The sequence below is a fragment of the Moraxella oculi genome (genome assembly GCF_023336735.1).
Taxonomy (GTDB): Bacteria; Pseudomonadota; Gammaproteobacteria; order Pseudomonadales; family Moraxellaceae; genus Moraxella; species Moraxella oculi.
The window spans coordinates 21,329-47,763 of sequence record NZ_JAMBAQ010000006.1; the positions used below are offsets into that span (position 1 = coordinate 21,329).

Consider the following 26,435-nt stretch of genomic DNA (forward strand, 5'->3'; position numbering starts at 1 on the left):
ATCGTAGACAAAGCTTACAATTCATTAAAGAGCATTGCCATTTGTAGGTCATTCACCACCCTCTTTCACCAACCACTTCTCCAACGCCTCTTTTTTATGCTCATCATCTGCCAATGGAAAGCCCAATTTGGCTCGTGCCATAGTATAGCTTTCGGCGACTTTTTTTGCCAAAGTGCGTACTCGCAAGATAAAGCGTTGGCGTTCGGTAACACTAATCGCCCCACGCGCATCAAGTAAATTAAAACTGTGAGACGCCTTTAACACCATTTCATAGGCTGGCAACGGCAGATTAACACCAACCAATCTGTCCGCCTCTTTTTCATAAAAATCAAACAAATCAAAGAGCTTTTCGACATCGGCATATTCAAAGTTATAGGTGGACTGCTCAACTTCGTTTTGGTGGAACACATCGCCATAAGTTATCCGCCCAAATTCGCCGTCCGCCCATACAAGGTCATAAACGCTGTCCACGCCTTGAATGTACATCGCCAGCCGTTCAAGCCCATAAGTAATCTCGCCTGTAACAGGGAAGCACTCAATGCCCCCCACTTGCTGAAAATAGGTGAACTGGGTAACCTCCATACCGTTTAGCCACACTTCCCAGCCAAGTCCCCACGCGCCCAAGGTTGGGCTTTCCCAGTTATCCTCCACAAAACGCACATCGTGAGTGAGTGTGTCAATACCTAAGGCTTTTAAAGACCCCAAATACAGCTCTTGGATATTGGCAGGATTGGGTTTTAACACGACTTGAAATTGATAATAATGTTGCAAGCGGTTGGGGTTTTCGCCATATCGTCCATCGGTGGGTCGCCGAGACGGTTGCACATAGGCGGCGTTCCATTTTTCAGGGGTCAAAGCACGCAAAAAAGTGGCGGTGTGAAAAGTCCCTGCCCCCATTTCCACATCGTACGGTTGCAGTATCACACAGCCTTTTTGTGCCCAATAGTTTTGTAAGGTTAAGATGATTTGTTGAAAAGTCATGATAAGCAATACCTAAAAAATCCATCAAAAAATCATCTACTCTACACAAAAGCCATGAAATTAGCAACTTGTTTTTTAACAAAAAGCAATACAGGTGTTATTTTTAAAAAAATACCTTATCTAAAAAAAGCTTTTTTAATTTTAAAGCCTTGACTTTTCATCGACCAATTGTTATTTTATTTCATATCATAAAAGATGAAGTTGTTCAGTCTCGCTTGCCAAGCCTGCCAATTTCCTCAAAGTTGGTAAGTAGCAGCCCTACATGCCACCATAAAACAGATCAATGATGACATATAGGGCAAAAAACAGGTCTTGATAAACAAAAAGGACAGTTAATTATGAAAAGACCAATTAGTTTCTTGCTAATCGCCTTAGCTGGCATCATGTCGCTTAACACCTCTTACGCTACCCCTTTTTTCCACCAGGGTATTCATCTGATTTAAATCATCAGTTGCCAACGAGTCAAGAGGAATATGGGTAACCTTACAAATCGCCATGGAATTATGGAAGCTCCCAGATCCAGGGGTCTTGGTTCGTTAAGAGATCATTTTGATACAAAAATTAAGGTCGTTGAGGGTACTTATCGTGTTGGCGAGCGCCTTGGTGAACGCCAAAAGCAAAGATGGGATGAGGAAAGAGAAATGCAAAGGCAAATTAAAGAGAGTGAAAGACAATATAGACAGTGGCGTAGAACATGCCGAAGTGGCTGCCAGATACCACCGCACATAAAGCATTTGAGCAACTCTTAATCACTGCCAGACATCAATAATTTTGATTGAATCTCAATGACATAGGGAGATTATCATGAGCAATCTACTAAGGGACCCACCCAAACACCAATGCCCAGAATGTCAAAGTCAGTGTGATTATCATGCAACTGTCGCTAACTACGGCATTTTTAGCTGCCCAACTTGTCAGTCCAAGTTCTCAACTTGGCGAAGCTTTGCGTACTTTTCAGGCATTGTATGGCTTATATATATTTTTTTACGCCTGTTTGATTGGGTGGGTGCTTCCGACTTAATGCTGGTGGTTTTATTTTTTATTGGCATCGTGGTCATGGTAGCGTTTGCAGGCTTTGGTAACCACATATGGACACTTCAAATCAAACGAATTCCTGGCAAAACCAAAGAGGATTGATTTTTTAAGCCACGATTAAAAAACCACCAAAACACATCATTGGGTGGTTTTTTTTAATCAACGCATCATGAACGAGGCAGCTCTTCAACAGCATAGGACGCTGGTGTCGCTTCTGGCATGACAAGCCATAGGATAAAGTAAGCCAAGGCTGCCATCGGCAATGTAATGCCTGCACTTAAAATGATGACGACAAAAAATAGTATGCGAACATTCATAGGCGACCAGCCCAAATACTCAGCAACACCCCCAAGCACACCGCCAAAGACGCGATGATTGACGGAACGATGAAGCTTAGTCATTTTTTTCATTAAAATTTCTCCATATGATGGCTGATTGAGTCAATGCCAAAACATTCATGCACGATTTGACAAGACAATGATTAAATTAATGTATGGTTATTTTTGATGAATTTCAATCAAAAAGCACTGTCTTTTACCAAAGTACCACAGTTGATTTAGACCTGATACTTTATGTCAAATTTTGCCAACCTCAAACTTAGTCGCAACCGTATTTTTTCCAAATAAGTATCGATAGCAAAAAAAATCATCTGATGAACATTGGCGTTTTTGTTATAATGTTAAAATCAATCGTTGATATCTAGGACGACATATGACCAGCAACATAGGACTACTCATTGGGCATTTTGAACCTTTACACTTAGGACATTTGGCAGACATCAATACGGCCGCTGGACTTTGCAACACGCTACACATCATCATCACCCCAAAATCAGGCAATGCTCGATTTAAGCCGACTTTACAAGACAAGGTACGCTGGGTGCAAGTAGCTTGCCAGGACTTTGATTTCATCAAAGTACATACGACAGCAAGTCTTGATATTGATATGACAGGCGACTATGGTGATGAGATTGACTTTGATGATGCAGTTCTACAAAAGCTGGCAATCACTCATGATGACAACCCTACCATTTTTATGAAAGAACATGCCACAACCAATGGCAAACTGGCAAAACTTGACCTGCCTAAACACGACCATGACAATGAGACAATTTATCAAGATCCCATCACACATTTTCACGCGATTGCCCCTTCTGCCAAATCAGACTATGTGCAGACAGTATGCATCGTTGGCGGTGAAAGCTCTGGCAAGACAACTCTAGTACACAAACTTGCAGGGCATTATGGTGCCAGTGTCGTGCTTGAAATGGGACGACTTTATACTTATAGCGATTTGGGCGGTACAGAAACAGCCTTGCAATACCGAGACTACACACCAATTGCCATCAATCACACACAGGCGATTTTTGATGCCAAAAAACATGCCACCGCCCCCATCGTGCTTGTGGATACCGACTTTGCCACCACACAAGCATTTTGTGAAGAGTATGAAGGACGCACTCACCCTGTGGTTGCCGCACTTGCTGATGAGGTTCGTATGGATCACACCATCTATCTTGATAATAATGTCAAATGGGTGGCAGATGGCATTAGACGACTCGGCAGTCATTCTCAACGCAGCCGATTTGCCAGTCGCATCTTGGAAATATTGGCACGCCATGACATCAACCCTTTTGTGATTGATGATGCCGACTATCATCGCCGCTATGAACAGGCGGTTCGTTTGATTGATCAGCATGTATTGCATAAAACATGATTTTATAGTTTAATTTCCAACACAACAACAGCTAAGGCAATCTGGTATGAAAGTGGCATTTTTGGACAACATCACAGGGCATGGGGATAAGGACTGGACAATACCATGGATTTTGACATGGTTTTCGCTGGGTATAACAGCGTTATTTATTGGCTTTTGGCAAACCACAGAACATGCACCGCTTGACTGGTTTTATTTTGGCGTGTCAGTCATTGGTCTACTTTGCGTAGTTGGACTATCTTTTCGCAAAAACTTAGTTGGTAACGGCCTAGGACTACTTGCTACTGCAGGCGAGGTGATTGTGCAAGGCACATCAGGTGCTGTTGGGCTCATGCTGGCACCGATATTCAATTTCTGTTCTCATCTTTATGGCATGGTTAAATGGCAAGAGCATACCGATGAAGATGGCAGCATGATGCCCAAGTCAGCCAGCAAGTATGTTTGGGGCATTACGCTTGTATTCATCGTGATTGGTTTGGCATTATTTCCATCTTTAAATGACTGGCTCATCCGCCAAGGGTATGGCATGATTAAAAATGACGGCAGTCAGTTTCTTGGCATCATCAGCTTTTTTTGGATCAATGTGATTGCTTTTGTATTGTCAATCACCGCCCAAGTAACGATGATTTTACGCTATTCATTCAACTGGTGGCTGTGGATTTTGGTGAATTTCGTATGGCTCATTGTCAATATCATGTCAGGCAACATCATCTTTGCCATCCAAACCATGATTTATCAAGTCAATGCCATGGTTGGGCTGTATGGCTGGCAACACAGTGAGAATGATTAATACAACTAAGCATGAATACCACTAAACATGAGCATTCAGAAGAAATGAGGCACCATGTCGTTATTTATCAGTACAAAATCGCTTGATGCCTGGCTGGCTGAGTACAGCATCAGCCATCAACACCCCAGCAATAAAAGAATCCATTACATTTGCGTGCCAGCAATCTTCATCAGCATTGTCGCACTCATTATGAATCTTAGTGGCATTTTTTTGGCATTGACAACCCTGGGCGTGTTATGGTTTTATTTTAGACTGTCGTTGGTGCTTTTTATGATGATGGCAACATTCATCGCCTTATGTATTGGCCTTGTGGTCATGGCAAGCTGGCATTGGAGCGTGTGGGTTGGCATCTTCATATTTGCTTGGATTGGTCAATTCATCGGACATAAAATTGAAGGTGCAAAACCCTCTTTTTTTGAAGATTTGCAGTTTTTGCTGATCGGACCTGCCTGGATTGCAATGAATTTTATGCCCGCCACCTAGCAATCTGACCAAACCGTCAGATGACCACCAATCAACCCACCGACCAATCACCAAATCATCGTGAAAACACTCCGCTTGATTCTTGGCGTGCCTTTGCCGTGTTGAGTGTGAAGCACCCATCAAAAAGCTTCAATGGTGCGTGTTTATTAATCAATCACGGCTGTTTTAGATACGGCCAAGCGGCTCTTAGATAAATCACCATCGACCACAGTGTCAGTATGACCGCTATCACCATTAATACATAGCCAATCATTTCAAGGCTTTGCCAATTTAATAGCAACACTGAAATGGCAATCATCTGAAAAGCCGTCTTTAATTTACCCACATATGACACTGCTACGCTTGTACGCGCCCCAAGCTCTGCCATCCACTCACGCAGTGCTGATACCGCAATCTCTCGTGAGATGATGACGATGGCACATACCGCCATGATGATATTGGCGTGCCATTGCACCAAGATGACCAAAGCAGCAGCAACCATCAGCTTATCTGCCACAGGATCTAAAAACCGCCCAAACGCCGAAGTGATTTGAAGCTTTCGTGCCAGATAGCCATCAAGCCAATCTGTCATCGCCGCCAAAATGAATAAAAATGTCAATAAAAAATGCCTAAGCATGCTGTCGCTATATTCAAGCATGCCAAAGCGTGCAATGGCATTATTGGTGATCGCAGGCATGCCAATCCCCAGTGCTGGTGGCCAATAAGCGATGATGATGAATAAAGGAATCATCACGATGCGTGCGATGGTCAGATTATTAGGCAGATTAAAAATCGTATGCTTAGCTTGGCTTGACTCAGACATGACAACTGGATATTTTGGTAAGTTCGAATTTAGATAGTGCATTGGTTGGGCGGTTGATGCACTAATGGATAATTGAGTGGCTCATGGCAGTTTATGATACCTTATTTTAGACCGTTTTGGCGATTTATTTGTGCCATTTTTTAGATAAAATTTGCTAGGATTGGTAAGATTGTCAAAAAATACCAAAAATTTTTATTTTTTTGAAAAAAGTTGTTGACATATATTAAAAAATCTATATAATACGCCCCATGCAATGATGTATGTCATCTATTGACAATTGCGGGAATAGCTCAGTTGGTAGAGCACAACCTTGCCAAGGTTGGGGTCGCGAGTTCGAATCTCGTTTCCCGCTCCAAATATTGCATGAATCACTGCGGGAATAGCTCAGTTGGTAGAGCACAACCTTGCCAAGGTTGGGGTCGCGAGTTCGAATCTCGTTTCCCGCTCCAAATATCTCAAACCCAATTCGCAAGAATTGGGTTTTTTATTTTAATTTCCAACCATATGGCAAACTTTCGCACCCATTTGACCGTCGCCGCCATCGTTAGCATGGCACTTGCCACCACTGGCATGCACGCCGAAATTTTTGAATTCACCACTGCCATCTTATGCGTCATTGCTGGTATGATTGGTGGTGTTTTACCCGACATTGATCTTGATCATTCGATATCTGCCAAGCACGGCTTTCTCATAGGCAGCTTGATCACTTCTACTCTCATTGTCATCTTGCATGTCAATGCTAATCATAGCAACAATCTTGCGGCAAATTCACTCATGCTTTGGATATGTAGCTTTGTCATCATTCGGTATCTGTTGCTTGAAAGTTTTAGTCGATTGACAGTGCATCGTGGCATCGTGCATTCCGTACCATACATGGCAATATTTGCACTCTTATTGATACATGGGTTATTCTTTGGCATGAATCTGACAGCACTCACCAGCTGGATGATTGGGGCGTTTTTGTTTGTTGGTAGTATGGTGCATTTGCTGCTTGATGAGATCTATAGCGTCAATGTACTCAATCTGCGTCTTAAAAAATCTTTTGGCACAGCGTTTAAGTTTTTTGAATTTAGCAAGCCTTTGCAGTATGTTGCATTATATGGCTTGATAGGGGTGCTATTCATCTACGCACCTCCCCATCAAGAATTTTGGCAAAATTTAAAAAGACTCATCAGCTAACCCCCATGTCGCAACTTCAATTATTGAATAAATTACCGCCTAAGTTCAAGAATTGGCAGATAGTTTCATTGCTTTTACAAATCGCGCTTGGGCATTTTACTCTTTGGCAATCACTCTGTCTGTGCAATTAAAACAGATGGCTCGTCCTTTGATACGCACGAGCAAGTCGTTGATGAACTTTATCATGGCAATCGCCCAGCACCAGCTGTCTGAATTTTTTAACCTTGCCATTGATGATCTTGGGTGTTATTTAAGATGCTGTCGCAACATTCCTAGATGTGATGGGCGTGAAATACGCCCCAATCACACAATGACATGTGTCAAATCAAGCCCTCCTACCCTTGCGAAACACAAAGTCATCATCATAAAAAGATGCGTCCTGACCTTCCCAAAAATAAGGCACGCCCAAAATCGGTAGCGGTGATAAGTCTTTTGGCGTCGCCCCATCAATCAGCCAATCATCAAGTTTTTGAGCAAGTAGATTATCCAAAGCAGTCAGTTTCTCCGCTTCACTTTTAGCAAAAAAAGTAGCGGACACCTTAACTGTCAGGGCATGGCTACACAAAGACTTTCTGGGGCGAACCAGCTGTTCTAACAAAGCATGACCAAAAATAAATACTTGTGCTTTGTCATCAGCACTTGAACGCTTGGGGTCATGCCAGTGATGCCTTGGAGCGATCAACGCATTTTGCCAATCAAACTGCTTTAATGCTTGAGCAATACAATCATCACTGACTGCCAAAATCACCCCATTTTCATCAAAAACCGTAATGGCATCACGAACACGATTGCGTCCACGGGCATTCATATCTTTTGCCATCTCACGAATGTGAGCATGATTAAGCAGTGATTTTGATTTGGGAAATACCGACCAAATGCAAGCACCGAACCAGTCGTGCAGATTGTTTCTGGTGGGAATGTTTCTTGTTTGATGAATGTGCATTTCATAAGCCGTGCCATGCGGCAAATCATCTTGGCTGACGAAAATTAAACGCTGATTGGTGTTGTGGAGCATCGGCGTGATGGCTTGCTGATTAAAATAAGCATTTAACCAATCGGAAAGCTCGTCCACTAGCACGCTGTCTTTAAACGCATGATGAATATGTCTATAAGGCATCAGCCATGGCACTTGAGCATCGATCATGCCAAATTGGGTCAAAAAATCACTCATAATCATACATTAAAATTAACACGAACTCTTAAAGCAGCAACATCATTACCGCCGCTCACAAAGCATCATCAATGCAAACACATCAGATGAGAAAATCTGTATCATCAAAGCACCATTTGAGAATGACTGGCTGATGAATTCTCATTCTACCATAAAACCCACCATAAAGCTTTAAACATCTGGCTTACCCCAAACACTTACCCTAAACAATGCTGTATCAGGAGTGCTTGAATGCTGTGCCGTACCGATTGACACTGGCAATAAAAAAACGCCCAAAATGGCTTGAGCGTTTTTTATGGGTATGAGGACTGCCATCGATCATTTAAGCAACAGCTTATTGATACGCTTCAAATACTCCGCAGGGTCATCAAGCTGTCCACCATCTGACAACACCGCTTGGTCAAAGATGACTTGGGCAAGATCATCAAAGTCGCCACTGTTTTCAAGGCGGGTGATAAGGGGGTGCATTGGGTTGATTTCAAGCGTTGGCTTGACATCAGGCACAGGCTGACCCATTGCTTTTAGCATTTGAGCCATTTGCGGAGTCAACTCGCCATCGCCCACCACAAGGCAAGCAGGACTATCTACCAGACGGCTCGACACTCGCACATCTTTGGCCCGCTCACCCAAAACCCCTTTTAAGCGGTCAACAACAGGCTTGAATGCTTCTTCTTGTTTTTTGGCTTCTTCTTTTTCAGCTTCATCGGTCAAATCGCCCAAATCCACCGCCCCTTTGGCAATGTTTTTTAACGGCGTGCCGTCAAACTCGGTCAAGAAATTCATCGCCCACTCGTCCACTTTTGAGGTCATCAAAATCACTTCAATGCCTTTTTTATTGAACAATTCCAACTGTGGTGAATTTTTGGCACTCGCTAAATGATCGGCGGTCAGATAATAAATCGCACTCTGTCCTTCTTTCATTCTTGCCTTATAATCAGCAAAACCTGTGGAAATCTCGCTGTTTTGGTTTGTGGCATAGCGTAACAGTTTGGCAATGCGTTCTTGGTTGGCTCGGTCCTCACCTAAGCCTTCTTTTAAAACATCGCCAAATTCGGCATAGAACGCCTTAAACTTGTCTTGTTTTTCATCATCTTCACTGTTTGCCAAGCTTGCTAAAAGAGTCAAAATACGACGCGCGTTACCATCACGGATTGCCTTAACATCACGAGATTCTTGCAAGATTTCACGGCTGACATTCAGCGGTAAATCAGCAGTATCAATCACGCCTTTAACAAAACGCAGATACATCGGTAGAAGCTGCTCGGCATCATCCATGATGAACACACGCTTCACATACAGTTTAAGCCCTCGTTGCTGTTCACGGGCATATAGGTCGTATGGGGCTTTGGTCGGAATGTACAAAAGCTGGGTATATTGCACACGCCCTTCCACACGATTGTGCGTCCATGCCAAAGGGTCACTAAAGTCATAGCTTAGATTCTTATAAAAGCCCCGATACTCATCATCAGAAATCTCAGAGCTGTCTTTTGTCCACAGGGCAGATGCTTTATTGATGGTTTCCCATTCATCGGTCAGCACATATTGACCTTTGCCTGCAACCACTTCGCCCTTGTCATCAAGTTCATCTTGCCACTCTTCTTTGTGCATTTGAATGGGCAAGCTGATGTGATCGGAATATTTGGCAACTAAGGATTTGATTTTGTAGCGGTCAAGGTAATTTTTATCACCATCTTCATCTGCCCCTGCGTATTCATCTTTTAAGTGCAGGGTGATGGTCGTACCACGATTTGCCTTTTCAATGGTTTGAGTGGTGAATGCTCCTGTACCATCCGACACCCAGCGTACGCCGTTAGCGACTGGCTCGCCTGCCTTACGACTTTCAACGGTAATTTTATCCGCCACGATAAAGCCAGAATAAAAACCCACACCAAACTGACCAATCAAATGCCCATCTTTTTTATCAGATTCGGATAGGTTATCAATAAATGCTTTGGTGCCCGACTTGGCAATTGTTCCCAGATTTTCAATGGCTTCAGCTTCAGTCATGCCAATGCCATTGTCGCTGATGGTCAATGTTTTGGCATCACGGTCAAAGTCAAGCTTGATCGCCAACTCGCCATCATTTTCAAACAAATCGCCATTGGTGGTTGCCAAAAAACGCAACTTATCACATGCGTCAGACGCATTAGAAATGAGCTCACGGATAAAAATGTCGGGATTTGAGTATAAAGAATGTGTTACTAAGTGCAGAAGTTTGGCAACTTCAGCTTCAAATTGATGGTTGATTACACTCATGTCATTGCTCCATTATGGTTGATTTTGAACTTGTATGATTTAGGGTTGATGGTAGGATTCTTCAAGAGTAGGTGATGATATTTGATGATAAAATTATCAACCGTCATCTCATAATTAAAAATGAATAAGCACATACCAGCCCAGCCTCTCATAAAACCACCGTTTTTACCAATCCGTCCAACCCAACACTTCATGGAAAAAATTCATATGCACTTTTTGTCAAAGTTACATTCATTAAGATGACAAGCAAAGCAAACAGTCAATGCCACCACATATTTTTGATCATTTCTTTTTTTGATATAATATAACATATTGATTTTATTAAATTTTTTTCTTTACCTAATGGTCAAATTATGCTAATGTAATAATGAGTTTTTAGTCCATCACTTCAATACAAAAGGAGCATACCATGACTACCATGAAAGCGATGACCTACTATGGTGAAAATGACATTCGTTTTGAGGACCGTCCAAAGCCCACCATCATCGACCCAACAGATGCCATCATAAAAATGACCAAAACCACCATTTGCGGTACAGATTTGGGTATTTGGAAAGGCAAAAACCCAGAAATCGAAGCCACTGCTCGTGAAAAAACAGGCGAATGGAATGGTCGCATCTTAGGGCATGAAGGCATTGGCATTGTTGAAGAAGTTGGCTCTGCCGTCAAAAACTTCAAAAAAGGCGATAAAGTCATCGTTTCTTGTGTGAGCCGCTGCGGTTCTTGTGAAAATTGCCAAAAGCAACTGTACTCTCATTGCCAGCAAGATGGCGGTTGGATCATGGGCTACATGATTGACGGTACACAAGCTGAATATGTACGCACTCCTTTTGCCGACAACTCTTTGTATATCCTGCCAGACAATCTAAATACAGATGTCGCTGTATTCCTATCAGACGCCCTACCAACAGGACATGAAATCGGTGTGCAGTACGGAGATGTCAAACCAGGAGATACTGTTGCCATCGTAGGCGCAGGTCCTGTGGGCATGGGCTGTCTATTGACAGGTCAGCTGTACTCACCATCTACCATCATCGTGATTGACATGGATGAAAACCGCCTAGCCATGGCAAAAGAGATGGGTGCGACACACATCATCAACCCAAACAAGGAAGACGCTGTCGCCAAGGTGTTAGAAATCACTGGCGGTCGTGGCGTGGACTGTGCCATGGAAGCTGTCGGTTATCCTGCAACTTGGGATATTTGCCAAAAAATCGTTAAAGAAGGCGGTAACATTGCCAATGTGGGTGTTCATGGTCAACCAGTAAGCTTTGAGTTGAACAAACTTTGGATTAAAAACCTAAAAATTACCACAGGCTTGGTCAATGCCAACACAACTGGCATGCTATTAAAGGCATGTGAGTGCAGTAAATTACCAATGGACAAACTGGCAACACACCATTTTAAATTCAGCGAAATTGAAAAAGCTTATGATGTGTTCAAACACGCCTCAGAAACAAAAGCGATGAAAGTGGTGATTGAATATTAATCATCTGCATCAATCCCTTCTGACAAAGCGGCCATATCACCTTGGTCGCTTTGTCATAACAGCTTGATGGTCATGACAGATGATTGCCATCAATCAAATCATCACTTGTAAAACAGCTTATCAATAAATGTTTGGAAAGATGTGGCATTTGCCATCATCTCATCAAGCCTAGCAAAACCCCCTAAACGCTTGCTCCCACACTGCGCGCCAAGGCAATACCCTCCTCAATGGTCATGTAGGTTTTCTTACTAGGGGTATCACGAAAAACTATCGCACCGTCTTTAAACACCAAACATTCATCAACCGCAATCTGTTGCCAGTGTTCATTACTGGTAAGCGGTATGGTTACGATGACGGCGACTTTATCTTTGCTGGTGGTGACATCTTTAAAATCCACGCTCATCTCCCCATCAGACAAATACGCTTCACCAAAGGGTGCTTGACGAATCAAATAAAACAGCAAACTGCCCGCATACGCCAGCTGCCACCGACCATTGGAAATCAGGCAATTAAACAGACCATTCGCAGATAAATATCGGCACTGTGCAGTCAAAAAAGTAAACAAAGTCTCGTCTGAAGGGCGAGTTTTGAATGCCGATTTTAGGCGGTTTAACAGATAGCAAAAAGCCAGTTCGCTGTCGGTCGTTCCCACGGGCGTATAATGCTCAGCATTACCATTGGTATGAAGTCTGTGAGTGCGACGAATGAAGCTGTCGGTCATTTGTCCATTGTGAGCAAATGCCCACTGTTCACCCCACACCTCACGCACAAAAGGGTGTACATTTGCCAAGTTATTTTTTTCGCCTGTGGTTGCCTTTCTGATATGGGCAATGACATTCATCGCACGAATTGGATAGTGATTGACCAGATCCGCCACAGGCGACAGATAAGACGGCTGATTGTCATGAAATTGACGCAGGCCAATATCTCCAGAATCGCTTTTTTCAAAAAAAGCAATACCAAAACCATCTTCATGATGATCAGTAGCACCACCACGCTGCCGAAAACCTGCAAAACTAAAACCGATGTCAGTCGGTGTATTACAACTCATTCCCAATAATTGGCACATAAATTACCTACTTAACACTAAACATTTCCAAGAAGTCGCTTTGATCAGCCTGCATGCGACAAAGCACCCTTTTGGGATGATTGTCAATAATGATTGTTCGTCATCATCACTCCATCTTATCTTAGGCTGCCTCTAAAATTACCGTTAAAAATAAGAATGCCCACGCCGTTAGTACATTGTTTCAGGCATAGGCAACTTTTAGATTGACGACAAAGTCATCGCCAAACTTTTCTCATTTGACACACTCTTTACAATCACGGCAATCCGCTCTTCACTGGCGACATAACTTTCAATCAAAGATACCCCAAATTCCACAACACTGCCAGCTCTTAACCAACCAACAAATAAAGGCGCTTAAAACGGTGAGCAAGCAATACGCCCCCAATGATACGCCGCCAATCGCTTCATCAGGTCTGGATTTTTCACCATGATGTCATCACCCATTCGACCTTGCTCTCGGTTATGATGAATGACATTAAGCCGAAGCAGCCAAAAAATTGTGGCAGAATACGCCAGCATGATGGGCAAGGCGTTTTTTTCATTGGCTGTCAAAGAACGAATAGACTCATAGCCATTAATAAAGGCGATCATCTTATCAGTATTAAAATTAACACTCTCGCCATCAATCGCATTCCCCCAAGTGGTACAAAAATCATTGATGGTAATGGCAATGTCCATCACATAATGCTCAATGGAAACTTCAGTAAAATCCAGCAGTCCTGTCAAAGTGGCTGCTTTATCCGAAAAATCCCACAGCGTATTATCAGTGAACATGTCCAGATGGCATAATCCTTGTGGCAAATCCTTTGGTAGCTTGGTATACGCCGCCCAAATATCATTCATCAAACAAGCCTCATCAGCAGGCATGAAGCTGACTTCACGCTCCTTAACTCTTACCCAATCATAAAGCGGCACAGCATACTTTTCAATGGGCTTGAGTGTCTGGAGAGTCTGATGAAGTGTTGCCAAAGCTTTTCCCATCTCAAAACACATCGCCTCATCGGTATGAGTTGGGTGCCGCCCTGACAATGTTGGCACGATTAAAATGGCTTTATTTTCGTATCGCATGACACAATCAGAGCCAATATCCTGACCTTTTGCGGTCCGCTTGATGAGTGGTGTGGCGATGGGCAATCTGTCTTTTAAGGCATGCATGATGGTTGCCATCTTGATGATGTCAGCTGGCATTCTCTCCTCAAACAGCGTAAAGACATAGCCATACTCATCATCACCATCTGTATCGGCCTGAATGAACCAATTGGAATTTTTGATGCCTTGCGTGATTGGCATGGCCTTTTTGAATGCCACCCCAAATAAGCCACAAAACGCAAAAAATTCATCATCCGAAAGGTGTGTGTAGACTGACATGACGGCTTTTTTCCAATAAATATTAAAAAATTTTCTAAACAACCACTCCAAATCCATGATCCATCAAGATTTAAGATGTCAAATTGCTACATCCAAGTACCGCTCACCCCTTAAAATAAACATGACCATCTTTTTAAAAGCCATGTCATCTGTTGGGGTTTTAGGGTGATTATTTAGGGCGTTTTTTTGTAAGAACATCAACAACTCAATACCGGGGTATTTTAAATCTTTTTGGCTGATTTTGCCATAATAAAAAACATACATGAGAACATAAAAAAACACCCCTCATTTTCACATCAACAATACCCAACCCCAATACACCGCCCACACTGATCTTGATTGATTTATTTATTTTTACGGTTTAAGATTATGCTATAATGAAAAGTTTTCATAAATATTCATGGCTGGTAGGTAATGAAAAAAGCAGCATTGATCATTTTTGGCACAGCATTGTCTTTGGCGATATTATTTGTCGCTGGAAATTTTTTGAGTGGTTTTTTTGATATTAACACACGACAAATACCCAAACAAACCATGCCATTTAAGACGCAGATTGAGCAAGATTTTGACTATGTGTTTGACATCATCAAAAATGACTATCCTTATACCGAAGCATTAAAGCAATATACTGGCTATGACTTTTTAGCAGATTATGATAAACACAAAGCCCATGTGATGCAGGCAAAAAACAAAACAGAATTTTTCTTTTTAATGGATGATGTGCTAAAAAAACTCAACAACCAACACACGCACATGATGACAAAAGCTGATGTGGAATATGGCATCGGCATTTATAGCCAAAGTCGTCATGACGACTATCGCTGGCAGATTTATACCGATTTGACACGCGACCCCATTCTAAAACAAAATTACGCCACTGAAATTGGCTTAACCAAGGAGCAAGAAGCCGAATTAAGAAAACAAAAAATCGCAGAACATGACGCCAAGTTACAATCGGATCAACCCCCACCATCGCTGTCTTTTTCAGTGATTGATGACAAACTGGCTTATCTCAAGGTGCCTGAGATGACACACTATTCGCAGCTGTATGACGAAGATGTCTCAACACTGATGGGTTATTTGACCACTGCCAAAAACTATCCTGTACTCATCATCGACATTCGAGGTAATGAAGGTGGGGATACTCGCTACTGGACAAATTTTTTATTACCCAGAATCATCAAACAACCCTATTCATTAAAACTGCTTAGCTTTTATAAAAATGGTCCACACATCAAAGCTTATACAAAAGACAAAGAACTAAAACCCATCAATCTTGATGAGATCAAACGCATCATACCTGTCTCCAACACCTTGGCGGATATTTTGACAAATTTTGAGGGATATTTGACACAAGACATACAAGTCAATCCCAGTCCGCAAAGTATTCATTTTAACGGCAAGATTTATTTATTGGTGGATCATCAGGTGTACAGCTCTGCTGAAACATTGGCCATTTTTGCTAAAAATACGCATTTTGCCACACTGATTGGTGAGCAAACTGGTGGTGATGGCATTGGTACAGACCCAATGATTGTGATACTGCCAAACACGCATTTTGCCATGCGATTTAGTAAACAATTGGGTGTCGATCCAGAGGGCAATATCAATGAATTTCACCCCACCATGCCGAATTATGTGGTCAAACATACCAGTGGGTCTGCCAAGCACACTCGATTAGTCGATGACCCTGCGATTAAAAAAGCCATTGAGCTTTCGGGTTTTTAATAACTTCATTACAGTCATTCAAAGGTATCACAACAGGGCTAAAAACAGACTAAGCATTGATGTACTCTTTCACATCAGGCAGCCAAGTATCAATGATTTGCCGTGCCAGTTGTTGCTGACTGGCATCGTTGATGAGCTGATGGGCGATGATCTGGGCGGCTTCCAACAGCGTTTCATCTCTGACAATGTCGGCCAGATAGTAACCCATATCGCCTGTTTGGCGCTTACCCAATAATTCTCCCGCCCCACGCAGTTGCAAATCTTTTTGGGCGATCACAAATCCATCTGTACTATCCCTTAGAACATTAAGGCGTTCAATACCTGTAGGCGATAACGGCGTTTGGTATAACAACACACAAAACGACTTGGTAGAGCCACGACCAACACGCCCACGCAACTGATGCAACTGAGAAAGTCCCAAGCGTTCAGCATTTTCAATAACCATCAAGGACGCATTCGGCACATCCACACCCACTTCAATGACTGTGGTCGCCACCAACAGGTCAATATTACCCAATTTAAACTCATTCATGACGACTTGTTTGTCGGTAGCCTTCATTCTGCCATGCACCAGCCCAATCTTAATATCCAGCCGTTCACACAAATCCTCATACAACAGCTCTGCCGACTGAACATCCAGCACGCTAGACTCTTCTACCAAGGGGCATACCCAGTAGGCTTGCTTACCTGCCTTACAATTGACACGAATTCTTTCAATTACCTCATCGCGACGATCACGACTGATGGTTACGGTCGTAATTGGGGTTCGGTTGGGTGGCAACTCATCAATCACCGACACATCCATGTCGCCATACATACTCATGGCAAGCGTTCTAGGAATGGGTGTTGCAGTCATGGCAAGTTGATGAGGCGTGGTGTTAGCCACTCCTTTATTGGTGAGGCGAAGTCTTTGTTCCACCCCAAAACGGTGTTGCTCGTCAATGATGACCAAGCCCAATTTGGCAAACTCAACACCATCTTGAAACAACGCATGCGTCCCCACAACAATCTGCACATCATTAGCAAGTATTTGTCTTAGCATGGCGTCTCGTTCTTTTATGGTTTGCCTACCCACCAAAAAACCCACACCCACACCCAAAGGCTCAAACCATTTTTGAAAATTAATAAAATGCTGCTCCGCCAAAATCTCCGTAGGTGCCATGACTGCCACTTGCCAACCACTGTCTAACGCATGGCATGCAGTCAATGCCGCCACCAAGGTTTTACCTGCACCAACATCTCCTTGTACAAGCCTTAACATGGGTTTGCTGTTTGCCATATCCGCCACAGATTCACCAATCACACGCCTCTGAGCACAAGTCAACTCAAATGGCAGACCCGACATCAAGGCATCCGCCATAGGACTGGCATTCTGACATCTTGGTGCTTGATGTCGATAGACATCATTACGCCGATACAAAAATGCCAATTGATGAGCCACCAACTCCTCAATGATGATACGCCGACACGCTGGGTGAGTGCGTTCTTTTAGTCCATTTAGCAGTGCCGTCTGACTAAAAATATCTGCATTTTGATCAGGTAAGTGTATGTATTTTAGAGCTGTCCATAAATCAGCTCGTGCGTCTTTAACGCCTGCATTCTCAAGCTGCTCTACCGATAAACCACACAAAGCTTGGTGCGATACGGCATTGATGGCAAGACGCACAAGCTGGCGAATTTTATTTTGATGCAAGCCTTTGACCGCAGGATAGATGGGTAATAGTCCACTCTCAAAGGTCTTGGTGCCTGTGATGTGATAATCCGGGTGAGCCATCTGCACACCATAGCGACTGACTTTAATCTCACCAAACGCCGTGATGTTTGCCCCCACCACCATTGTACTTTTTAATGTTGCGTAAGTTTTAAAAAAGCGTAAAACCAGCACGCCTGTGCCATCATCAAGTGTCGCACTCATGCCTGTACGACTGTCATCAACATGAGTAATCACGCCACTGACCAACACGCTCATGCCATGCTCAACATCACGAATCGGTACAAGATGGCTGCGATCTTCATACTCTCGTGGCAAATGCAGTAACATATCAAAAATTCGATGAATGCCCAGCTCTTTTAGGCGACCAGCCAACGCATCGCCCACCCCTGACAGTGCTGTCATGGGCAGATTAACCATAAGATTCATTGATGAATTTGGCATGACATGCCCCACCTTCGCCAAACCACAGAGATTTTTTATAAGACGACCAAACTTACTGACCCATCAACTAAGGGATCTTGTCATTGTACCGTTGTTCTGATGATGCGTCAACATACAAGCCGTATCGTGGCAGAATGATGATTGAGATGACTGGGTGATGTGTTGAACAGCATTTCACATGAACCCCCCAAACTGCTTAAATTTGATAATGAGACACAAAAATCATGGTTTTTTTGTTTTTCATCACGATCGTCATTTGATTAGTTGGCTGATGGCTTTAAAATCAGGATGCTGACTAAAACGAATCAACTCAAAGAGTATTGATTCGACAGTTGTTATCACTGCACCCTCTGCCTGCATGCGATTTAGAGCAACTTTACGATCATGAGGATTTCGTGAACTGGTGGCATCACTGATGATGACAGGGTGCATGCCACGATCTAGCAAATCAAGGGCTGTTTGTTGCACACAGACATGGGTTTCTATGCCAAATAATATAACATGCCGTCGATTGTGCATGGTGAGATGTCGCCAAGTTGGCTCATCATCGACCGAGCTGAATGATGATTTTTCAAAAACGCTCGCTTCATTCCATGCCTCTGATAATTCATTCACCGTACGCCCCAATCCTTTTGGATATTGCTCATTGACCGTTAAAGGAATGCCAAGTTGACACAGTCCTTTGATGAGGATTTTTGCTTGATGGGTGATTCTGCCCATCTCATGAATGTGCGGCACAAATTTATCTTGCATGTCAATGAGTAACGCCTGAGTATCTTCTTGGTGTATGCGATGAGTGCGTGTTAAAACGGCAGTCATAAAAGCTCCTTAGGTTATGATGCAATCCTCATTCAATGTACTAGACTTTTTGCGGTCGGTCAAGGTTTTTGTGCCATATCATAAAACACGCCATGTGCTTAACACAATACAATCATCTTTTCATCATTTTATCATCCAATAAAAACCCCCTTGTTTATTCAAGGGGGGGGGGATTTTATTTGTTGGTATGAGTATTGGCATCTTGTGCTTGGCTTGCAGCTTGGGCGGCGGCCATCTGCTGCCTGACTTTATCCATGGCAGCTTTGGCAGCGGCATCATCAAGCAATTCCACAGTAAAAATCAATGTGCTATTAGGTTCGATGCCAGGACTACCCACATCGCCATACGCCAACTCGCTGGGTACATAAAGCTCATACTTACCGCCTTCTTTCATCAATTGCAGACCCTCAGTCCAACCTTTAATGACCTCATTAAGCTTAAACTGTGCTGGCATGCCACGCTCGTATGATGAATCAAAAACCTCGCCATTAATCAGCCTACCTTCATAATTCACCGTTACCACATCGGTAGCTTTCGGCTTTTTACCTGTACCTTCCTTAATGACTTTATATTGTAAACCTGAAGCCGTGGTATGTACGCCGTCTTTTTTGGCATTTTCTGCTAAAAATTGCTCGCCATCTGCTTTATTCTTAGCAGCTTTATCTTCAGATTCTTTGATTTTACGCTCTTCAAAAGCTTTGCCAACTGCCTCAATTTGCTCATCAGTCAAAGCACTTTGTTTGCCCACATACGCATCTTTGATCGCCTTGGCAAGTATGTCCACATCCAGCTCTTCATTCATTTGTTTGGCGTTGTTTTTTAAGTGAAGACCTTCTTGATAGCCGATGATGTAGCTGATTTTTTGGGTTTCGGTACTATTTTGAGTAACCACAGTGGATTTTTCAGATTTGACGGCAGTGGTAGTATCAGCTGCTTGGCTTTTGTTTTTATCGCAGCCAGCCAATGCCATCGTTGCCATCAGACTTGCAATCAATAGGGTGGATTTTTTCATGACACTCTCAAAAAATAAACTTAATGAAATCGGTGAATAGCGACAAAAGCACTGCACCTAGACCTAGAAAGCACATCATACCAAAAAAAATGCCCAGCCGCCATGATTTTGAGTTTATTTTAATGGCTATTTAAAGCTTGACTGTATAGGAATTGTTAATATTGTTATAAAAAATTATCAGTAGGCAAGATTAGGGCGATTTTAATGCTATTATTTAACAATGAATGGTCGTTTATGATGTGTCCAAAATCAGAAAGTTGATTAGCATACCTCAACGATTTTGACATCATCAAGGAAACACAAACTTTAAACTTGGAGCATACTCAATCATGGAGCATTATATGAATTTCGCCATTTTTAACCAATACCTACAAAGCCCGATCGGCTCTATTGTTGGTGCCATCTTAATTTTCATCTTAGGCTGGATTGCCGCTCTCATCTTGGCATCATTGACCAAAAAAGGTTTGACCAAATTAAACCTAAACGAGTACATGCACCAGTCAACAGGTAGCCATTATGATCTTAACAGCCTAATTGGCAAAATCGTTTTTTGGTTTGTGCTTGCCGTTGGGGTGTCTGCATCACTCAATCAGCTAAACCTCAACTCAGTCTCCGCCCCTTTTGCCAACATGATTAACCAAGTACTGTCATTCCTACCAAACATGTTGGCAGCTGTTGCCATCGGTGTGATAGGTTGGGTAATCGCAACCATCGCTCGCAACGCACTAAATACCGCACTTGCCAAAACGACACTGGATGAAAAGCTGTCGCAAGAAGCTGGCGTAAAACCGATGAGTGGCACAATCACTGACATCGTATATTGGTTCATCATGCTCATGGTAATGACCATGGTGCTAGGTCGCCTAGGGCTTAATGGTCTGTTTGCCCCATTGACCAACATGATTGATAAAACATTTAATTTCATACCCAATGCCTTGATGGCAAGTTTGGTGTTTTTCATTGGTTATATTGTTGCCAAAGTGGTGCGTGGCATTGTTACCAATCTGGTTGCAGGATTCAACATTCAAGCACTTGCCAGCAAAGCAGGCATCAGTGAAAAAAACAGCCTACCGTCAATTGCAGGCTCACTGTCGTTCATGCTCATCATCGTACCATTCACCATTGCCGCATTGGACGCATTGAAGGTTGATACCATCTCTCGTCCTGCAACCAACATGCTCAATAAAATCTTAGAGGCTCTGCCAAACATCTTCACAGCAGTCGCAATCTTGGTGATCACTTATTATGTGGTACGCATGCTTGCAAACATCGTTAAAGGCATTTTGGCTAACACACAAATTGACTCTTTGCCTGCTAAGCTTGGACTGCAAGGCGTATTCGGCAGTAAACAGATTTCTGACATCATTGGCTGTGCCATCTTGTTTTTCGCCATGCTATTTGCCAGCATCGCAGCGGCGGATTTGTTAGGATTCCATCACATCAGCGGCATCATCACCATGTTCATTGCTTTTGGTAGTCAAATCATCTTAGGTGCCATTATCTTAACCATCGGTTTTTGGCTTGCAAACATCATCGCAGGCGTCGTAGAACGCTCTGAACAAGGCAGTAAATTCCTTGCCAATATCGTCCGTGTGCTCATCATGGGCTTGGTACTGGCAATGGGTCTAAAAGCAATGGGCATCGCTGATAGCATTGTCAATCTTGCTTTTGGTCTGACATTAGGTGCGGTAGCAGTGGCATTTGCCCTAGCATTTGGTTTGGGTGGTCGTGAGGCAGCCGCAACCTTATTAAAGCGTATCCAGGACAAAGCACAAGATCGCACTGACAATCAAATCACCCCACCCAATCACCTTAAAAATGATGTAAAAAACGATGATTGATGTCGCATTTTCATCAAGCCATTTCATTTTAAACAAACGGCGTCAAATGCCGTTTGTTTTTTTATTGTCCAAGTCATATTCAATCACCAAAAAAACGGTCCAATCATGATTAAAAAACAAGCTGACGGTACTCATGAATTTTGTTATACTAGCCAAACGCTCAATTGGTTAATTGTTGATGGCCAGCATTTAAAAAAGGAGAAAGGCAATGTATCAACATGTATTATTGGTAACCGACTTGCAAGATGATACTGATTTGGTCGCTGCCAAAGCAAAATGGATTTTAAATACATCGCCAAACACCCAATTATCCGTGCTGCATGTCGTTGAAGAAACCATGATTGGCTTCGGCTATGAATCCATCCCTTCATCTGCCTTAAGTGAAAACATCAACAACCAACGCTGTCAAGAAGCTCGACTACGCTTAGCGCAGATTCTTAGCAGAAATGAGTTGCACGCCCATCATGTCAATATCAAAACCGCCATTTCAGGACATAAAGGCATTGTGGATTATTGTCATCAACATGCTGTTGATCTGATCGTCATTGGTCGCCATAAGCGTACAGGTTTATCGGCATGGCTGACAGGTGCGACAGCAGACAGCATCTTGCCCGATATTGATAGTGATTTACTTGTAGTTCAGCTGACATCGTCCAATTGATGGATATTGACCATCTTAGTATTTTTAGTTGATTTATTACCTTATTTAGGATCATTATGTACGACATCATCGCCATTGGCAACGCTCTTTTGGACACCGAATTTCAAATTACAGATGAGACGCTGACTGCAACAGGATTGACTCGTGGTAACATGACACTTGCCGACCTTGATGCTCAAAATGAGTTATTTGCCACGCTTAGCCAAACAGGCAATCAAATCGCCAAACAAGCAGGTGGTGGCTCAGCCGCCAACAGCATGGTAGCATTTGCTTCTTTAGGTGGTCAGGCATTTTATCAATGCAGGGTTGGTGATGATGACAAGGGCAAATTTTACTTAAATGATTTGAAAGCATCGGGCGTATCGACAGACGCAGCTTTCGCCATTGACCATGATGGTACGACGGGTTCATGCGTAGTCTTGGTTACGCCAGATGGTGAGCGTACCATGCAGACGCACTTAGGCACAAGCAGCCAAATCAATCAAGACAATATCAAATTCGACACACTCAAAAATGCCAGCTGGCTGTATCTTGAAGGCTATCTTGCCATGTCGCCATCAATTACCACAGGCATCATGCAGCTTCGCCAGCTTGCCAAAGAAAACGGCATCAAAGTTGCAGTCAGCTTTGCCGACCCTGCCGTGGTCAAATTTGCCAAGTCCGGCCTAGATGAGATGCTCTTAGGTGGCGTTGATGCCATATTTTGCAATCTGGAAGAAGCCAAAACATACACAGGTACAACTTGCCAAGAATCTGCCATAAAAAGCTTAGGAAAACTTGCCGGTTTGGTCGTGATTACTAATGGCAGTGAACCAACTCTCATTGCCAACCAAGGTGATGTCATCAGCGTGCCGTCCATGACTATTGATAAGGTGGTGGATACCAATGGTGCAGGCGATAACTACGCTGGGGCTTTTTTGTACGCCTTAACTCGCAATCACGCACCAGATCTATGCGGACAGCTTGCTGCCCATGTCGCAGCTTCTGTTGTAGCACAGTTTGGACCACGCTTGACAAGCCAAGAATATCAAGCGATTAAAATGAAAGTTTTAGGCTAATCCTTCGGTACAAAAAAATCGCTCACCCATTGAGCGATTTTTCTCATTTTTGATTAATAGCAATAAAAAGTGTCATCGAACCCATACAAGCTCCATGACACTCAACAGATCAGAAATCACCACAAGCCAATCACAAAAAAGCGTTGGCATGCACATTTATGATGGCTTACTGCTCCACGCCTTTCATGGTGAGCTTGATGCGACCACGATTATCAATGTCTTGAACTTGCACTTTAACCACCTGCCCTTCTTTTAGGTAATCGCTGACGGTTTCTACACGCTCATCGGCGATTTGGCTGATGTGTACCAAACCATCAGTACCAGGTAAGATGGTAACGAACGCACCAAATTCAACAATACGAGCAACCGTACCCTCGTAGACCATACCAACTTCCACTTCAGCAGTAATGGCCTCAATTTTGGCAATCGCCGCACGAGTAGACGCTTTCGACTCACCAAAGATGCGAATCACGCCATTATCATCAATATCAACCGTCGCACCAGTCTCTTCTGTCAAAGCACGAATGGTTGCACCGCCTTTACCAATCACATCACGGATTTTCTCAGGATTGATCTCAATGGTGGCATAGTTTGGTGCGTGAGCATTGATTTCGGTGCGAGAAGTGGCAATGACTTCATTCATGGCATTAAGAATGTGGATACGCCCTGCATGTGCTTGACGCAGTGCTTGCTCCATGATGTCAGCAGTAATTCCCTCAATCTTAATGTCCATCTGCAATGCAGTGATGCCATTGATTGAGCCTGCCACTTTAAAGTCCATGTCGCCCAAATGATCCTCATCACCCAAAATGTCTGAAAGCACGGCAAATCTATCGCCTTCTTTCACCAGACCCATGGCAATACCTGCAACAGGTGCTTTCATAGGTACACCTGCATCCATGAGAGATAAAGACGCACCGCACACACTCGCCATTGAGCTTGAGCCATTCGACTCGGTAATGTCTGAGACCACACGAATGGTGTATGGGAAACGATCTGCTGCTGGCAACATTGCCTGAACGCCACGGCGTGCTAAGCGACCATGCCCAATCTCACGGCGTTTTGGACCACCCTCACGACCTGTCTCGCCCACTGAATAATGTGGAAAATTATAATGTAGCATGAAATGATCTTGCTTGGTGCCAGCCAAACTGTCAACCAAATTCACATCACGGCTTGTGCCCAAAGTCGTGGTTACAAGAGCTTGGGTCTCTCCACGAGTAAACAATGCCGAACCATGCGTGTATGGCAAAACTCCTACTTGAATATCAAGTGCGCGTACCGTTTCCAAGTCTCGACCGTCAATACGAGGCTTACCAGATAAAATGTTATCACGCACAGTACGATATTTTAAGGTCTCAAACAACTCTTTGACTTCTTTGGCTTTTTGGGCATAATCCTCTGCATTTTCATCTCCTGCCAAAGCCAATGCTTCTTTAGCAAGCTCATCAAGGCGTGCATAGCGATCTTGTTTGACAGTGATGGTATAAGCCTCACTCACCTTAGCAGTAAACTGCTCTTTTAGTTGGGTTTCCAATGCCTCATTGATGGCAGGAGCGATGAATTCGGCTTTGGCATTACCCACCGCCGTTGCAAAGGCATTGATGTTATCAATGACCGTTTGTTGCTGGGCATGACCATAAAGCACTGCACCCAACATCTGATCTTCACTCAGTTCATCAGCTTCAGATTCAACCATCAAAACAGCTGATTTTGTACCTGCTACAACCAAATCAAGCTGGCTTGCTTTCATTTGAGCCAAATTTGGGTTGAGTACATACTCATTATCAATAAAGCCCACTCGGGCGGCACCAATGGGGCCATTAAATGGCGCAGGAGAAATCGCAAGTGCTGCAGAAGCACCAATCATTGCCGCAATGTCGGCATCTTGGGTCTTACCACTTGAAATGACTGTGGCAGTGATTTGAATTTCGTTATAGTAGCCTTCTGGGAATAGCGGGCGAATCGGACGATCAATCAGGCGACTGGTCAAGGTTTCAAATTCTGACGCACGGCCTTCACGCTTGCCGTAGCCCCCAGGAATCTTACCTGATGCGTACATTTTTTCTTGGTAGTTTACGGTCAATGGGAAAAAATCTTGACCAGCCACCGCTTCTGGGCGTACCACCACTGCAACCAATACCGAGACATCACCCATATGCACAAGCACACTATTGGCTTGGCGAGCAATACGACCCGTTTCTAAAACAACCTGCTGGTTGCCGTATTGAAATTCTTGACGAATGATATTAAACATACATACTTCCTTTAAAAATTTTCAATCACCTTACCATAAAAGGCTAATCAATGAATTTTAAGTCATCAATCCACTGCCTCATCATTATTATCAGGAGCAAAACCCATCGATTAGCATTCTAGGGTAACCAGTGATCACAACGATTCAAATTAAAAAAACAAAACGGCGTTTTATAAAAAAACACCGTTTTATCTTAGGGTGTGTCAGTAAAAAACCAACCTAAACCCAAAGCCGATTAACGGCGTAATCCAAGCTCGCCAATCAATGCAGTATAACGATCCAGATCCTTACCTTTTAGGTAATCTAGTAACTTACGGCGTTGGTTAACCATGCGGATCAGACCACGACGGCTGTGGTGGTCAGCTTTATGCGTCTTAAAATGTCCCTGCAGGTCGTTAATGCGAGCAGTTAATAGAGCAACTTGAACCTCTGGGCTACCAGTGTCATTTTCGCCACGCTTGAATTTGGCGATGATGTCTTCACGATCTTTGTTAGTTAACATAACCAATCCTTAAAATAATGCAATGCGAATGATACAGGCAAGCATTGCATTGCCAAAGCTTGC

25 protein-coding genes and 2 tRNA genes are annotated in these 26,435 nt (G+C 43.3%); 13 read left to right on the forward strand and 14 right to left on the reverse strand.

What is annotated here, in order from left to right; all coding sequences use genetic code 11:
• Window positions 1-48 precede the first annotated feature (48 nt).
• Window positions 49-981 carry a glycine--tRNA ligase subunit alpha gene (gene glyQ, locus M2R47_RS04135; RefSeq protein WP_249099383.1) on the reverse strand — a complete coding sequence of 311 codons (933 nt, stop codon included), beginning with the start codon at window positions 979-981 and terminating at the stop codon, window positions 49-51.
• 585 nt (window positions 982-1,566) lie between these two features.
• Between glyQ and M2R47_RS04140 the strand changes: the two genes are divergently transcribed.
• Complete coding sequence (locus M2R47_RS04140; protein ID WP_249099386.1) at window positions 1,567-1,710, forward strand: hypothetical protein; 144 nt, start codon at window positions 1,567-1,569, stop codon at window positions 1,708-1,710.
• Between the two features lie 75 nt (window positions 1,711-1,785).
• Window positions 1,786-2,118 carry a Bax inhibitor 1 family protein gene (locus M2R47_RS04145; protein ID WP_249099388.1) on the forward strand — a complete coding sequence of 111 codons (333 nt, stop codon included), beginning with the start codon at window positions 1,786-1,788 and terminating at the stop codon, window positions 2,116-2,118.
• Window positions 2,119-2,183: 65 nt separating this feature from the next.
• Here the strand turns inward: M2R47_RS04145 and M2R47_RS04150 are convergent, their stop codons facing one another.
• Window positions 2,184-2,426, reverse strand: coding sequence for a PspC domain-containing protein (locus M2R47_RS04150; protein WP_249099391.1), 243 nt, complete (start codon window positions 2,424-2,426; stop codon window positions 2,184-2,186).
• 301 nt (window positions 2,427-2,727) lie between these two features.
• Between M2R47_RS04150 and nadR the strand changes: the two genes are divergently transcribed.
• Genes nadR through M2R47_RS04165 form a run of 3 tightly spaced genes read left to right on the forward strand, consistent with a single transcriptional unit; the run spans window position 2,728 to window position 5,005 of the window.
• Entirely contained in the window at window positions 2,728-3,732 is a 1,005-nt protein-coding gene (nadR, locus tag M2R47_RS04155; RefSeq protein WP_249099394.1) for a multifunctional transcriptional regulator/nicotinamide-nucleotide adenylyltransferase/ribosylnicotinamide kinase NadR, read from the forward strand.
• A 46-nt stretch (window positions 3,733-3,778) separates the two neighbouring features.
• Window positions 3,779-4,522 carry a nicotinamide riboside transporter PnuC gene (gene pnuC / locus M2R47_RS04160; RefSeq protein ID WP_249099395.1) on the forward strand — a complete coding sequence of 248 codons (744 nt, stop codon included), beginning with the start codon at window positions 3,779-3,781 and terminating at the stop codon, window positions 4,520-4,522.
• A gap of 54 nt (window positions 4,523-4,576) precedes the next feature.
• Window positions 4,577-5,005 (forward strand): Mpo1 family 2-hydroxy fatty acid dioxygenase, encoded by a 429-nt coding sequence (locus M2R47_RS04165; RefSeq protein WP_249099398.1) that lies wholly within the window; start codon window positions 4,577-4,579, stop codon window positions 5,003-5,005.
• A 154-nt stretch (window positions 5,006-5,159) separates the two neighbouring features.
• Here the strand turns inward: M2R47_RS04165 and pgsA are convergent, their stop codons facing one another.
• On the reverse strand, window positions 5,160-5,807 hold the full coding sequence (gene pgsA, locus M2R47_RS04170) for a CDP-diacylglycerol--glycerol-3-phosphate 3-phosphatidyltransferase (protein WP_249099400.1): 648 nt from the start codon (window positions 5,805-5,807) through the stop codon (window positions 5,160-5,162).
• Window positions 5,808-6,086: 279 nt separating this feature from the next.
• Between pgsA and M2R47_RS04175 the strand changes: the two genes are divergently transcribed.
• The 3 genes from M2R47_RS04175 (at window position 6,087) to M2R47_RS04185 (ending at window position 6,986) form a co-directional block, all read left to right on the forward strand.
• Window positions 6,087-6,162, forward strand: a tRNA-Gly gene (locus tag M2R47_RS04175).
• An 18-nt stretch (window positions 6,163-6,180) separates the two neighbouring features.
• A tRNA-Gly gene (locus M2R47_RS04180) sits at window positions 6,181-6,256 on the forward strand.
• 55 nt (window positions 6,257-6,311) lie between these two features.
• The gene (locus tag M2R47_RS04185) at window positions 6,312-6,986 is read left to right on the forward strand and encodes a metal-dependent hydrolase (RefSeq protein ID WP_249099403.1); all 675 of its coding nucleotides are present in this window, start codon (window positions 6,312-6,314) and stop codon (window positions 6,984-6,986) included.
• 96 nt (window positions 6,987-7,082) lie between these two features.
• Here M2R47_RS04185 and M2R47_RS09485 read toward each other — a convergent pair whose 3' ends face one another.
• From M2R47_RS09485 to htpG, 4 genes are all read right to left on the reverse strand, one after another.
• Window positions 7,083-7,217: a hypothetical protein gene (locus M2R47_RS09485; RefSeq protein ID WP_283162907.1), complete on the reverse strand. Its 135-nt coding sequence runs from the start codon at window positions 7,215-7,217 to the stop codon at window positions 7,083-7,085.
• Window positions 7,218-7,311: 94 nt separating this feature from the next.
• Window positions 7,312-8,157, reverse strand: coding sequence for a DUF3025 domain-containing protein (locus M2R47_RS04190; protein ID WP_249099406.1), 846 nt, complete (start codon window positions 8,155-8,157; stop codon window positions 7,312-7,314).
• Window positions 8,158-8,328: 171 nt separating this feature from the next.
• Entirely contained in the window at window positions 8,329-8,472 is a 144-nt protein-coding gene (locus M2R47_RS04195) for a hypothetical protein (RefSeq protein ID WP_249099409.1), read from the reverse strand.
• A gap of 3 nt (window positions 8,473-8,475) precedes the next feature.
• Window positions 8,476-10,413, reverse strand: coding sequence for a molecular chaperone HtpG (htpG, locus tag M2R47_RS04200; RefSeq protein ID WP_249099411.1), 1,938 nt, complete (start codon window positions 10,411-10,413; stop codon window positions 8,476-8,478).
• Window positions 10,414-10,822: 409 nt separating this feature from the next.
• Between htpG and M2R47_RS04205 the strand changes: the two genes are divergently transcribed.
• Entirely contained in the window at window positions 10,823-11,902 is a 1,080-nt protein-coding gene (locus M2R47_RS04205; RefSeq protein ID WP_249099413.1) for a zinc-dependent alcohol dehydrogenase family protein, read from the forward strand.
• Window positions 11,903-12,083: 181 nt separating this feature from the next.
• Here M2R47_RS04205 and M2R47_RS04210 read toward each other — a convergent pair whose 3' ends face one another.
• Window positions 12,084-12,971 (reverse strand): class II glutamine amidotransferase, encoded by an 888-nt coding sequence (locus M2R47_RS04210; protein WP_249099416.1) that lies wholly within the window; start codon window positions 12,969-12,971, stop codon window positions 12,084-12,086.
• Between the two features lie 354 nt (window positions 12,972-13,325).
• Window positions 13,326-14,339: a homoserine kinase gene (locus M2R47_RS04215; protein ID WP_249099420.1), complete on the reverse strand. Its 1,014-nt coding sequence runs from the start codon at window positions 14,337-14,339 to the stop codon at window positions 13,326-13,328.
• A 414-nt stretch (window positions 14,340-14,753) separates the two neighbouring features.
• Between M2R47_RS04215 and M2R47_RS04220 the strand changes: the two genes are divergently transcribed.
• Window positions 14,754-16,067 carry a S41 family peptidase gene (locus M2R47_RS04220; protein WP_249099421.1) on the forward strand — a complete coding sequence of 438 codons (1,314 nt, stop codon included), beginning with the start codon at window positions 14,754-14,756 and terminating at the stop codon, window positions 16,065-16,067.
• A 49-nt stretch (window positions 16,068-16,116) separates the two neighbouring features.
• Here M2R47_RS04220 and recG read toward each other — a convergent pair whose 3' ends face one another.
• The 3 genes from recG to M2R47_RS04235 form a co-directional block, all read right to left on the reverse strand.
• A complete protein-coding gene (gene recG / locus M2R47_RS04225; RefSeq protein ID WP_249099424.1) occupies window positions 16,117-18,222 on the reverse strand; it encodes an ATP-dependent DNA helicase RecG in 2,106 nt (701 codons plus the stop codon).
• A gap of 252 nt (window positions 18,223-18,474) precedes the next feature.
• Window positions 18,475-19,041, reverse strand: coding sequence for a hydrolase (locus M2R47_RS04230; RefSeq protein ID WP_249099428.1), 567 nt, complete (start codon window positions 19,039-19,041; stop codon window positions 18,475-18,477).
• Window positions 19,042-19,216: 175 nt separating this feature from the next.
• Window positions 19,217-20,053 carry an FKBP-type peptidyl-prolyl cis-trans isomerase gene (locus M2R47_RS04235; protein WP_249099431.1) on the reverse strand — a complete coding sequence of 279 codons (837 nt, stop codon included), beginning with the start codon at window positions 20,051-20,053 and terminating at the stop codon, window positions 19,217-19,219.
• Window positions 20,054-20,394: 341 nt separating this feature from the next.
• On the opposite strand from M2R47_RS04235, the gene M2R47_RS04240 reads away from it, so the two are divergent.
• The 3 genes from M2R47_RS04240 (at window position 20,395) to M2R47_RS04250 (ending at window position 23,613) form a co-directional block, all read left to right on the forward strand.
• Window positions 20,395-21,894, forward strand: a complete 1,500-nt coding sequence (locus M2R47_RS04240; RefSeq protein WP_249099434.1) for a mechanosensitive ion channel — start codon at window positions 20,395-20,397, stop codon at window positions 21,892-21,894.
• A 208-nt stretch (window positions 21,895-22,102) separates the two neighbouring features.
• Window positions 22,103-22,555 (forward strand): universal stress protein, encoded by a 453-nt coding sequence (locus M2R47_RS04245; protein WP_249099436.1) that lies wholly within the window; start codon window positions 22,103-22,105, stop codon window positions 22,553-22,555.
• 56 nt (window positions 22,556-22,611) lie between these two features.
• Window positions 22,612-23,613: an adenosine kinase gene (locus M2R47_RS04250; protein WP_249099439.1), complete on the forward strand. Its 1,002-nt coding sequence runs from the start codon at window positions 22,612-22,614 to the stop codon at window positions 23,611-23,613.
• Between the two features lie 166 nt (window positions 23,614-23,779).
• Here M2R47_RS04250 and pnp read toward each other — a convergent pair whose 3' ends face one another.
• Together pnp and rpsO are read right to left on the reverse strand one after the other, a co-directional pair.
• Window positions 23,780-25,870: a polyribonucleotide nucleotidyltransferase gene (gene pnp / locus M2R47_RS04255; RefSeq protein ID WP_249099442.1), complete on the reverse strand. Its 2,091-nt coding sequence runs from the start codon at window positions 25,868-25,870 to the stop codon at window positions 23,780-23,782.
• 235 nt (window positions 25,871-26,105) lie between these two features.
• Window positions 26,106-26,372, reverse strand: a complete 267-nt coding sequence (gene rpsO, locus M2R47_RS04260) for a 30S ribosomal protein S15 (protein ID WP_249099445.1) — start codon at window positions 26,370-26,372, stop codon at window positions 26,106-26,108.
• Window positions 26,373-26,435 lie beyond the last annotated feature (63 nt).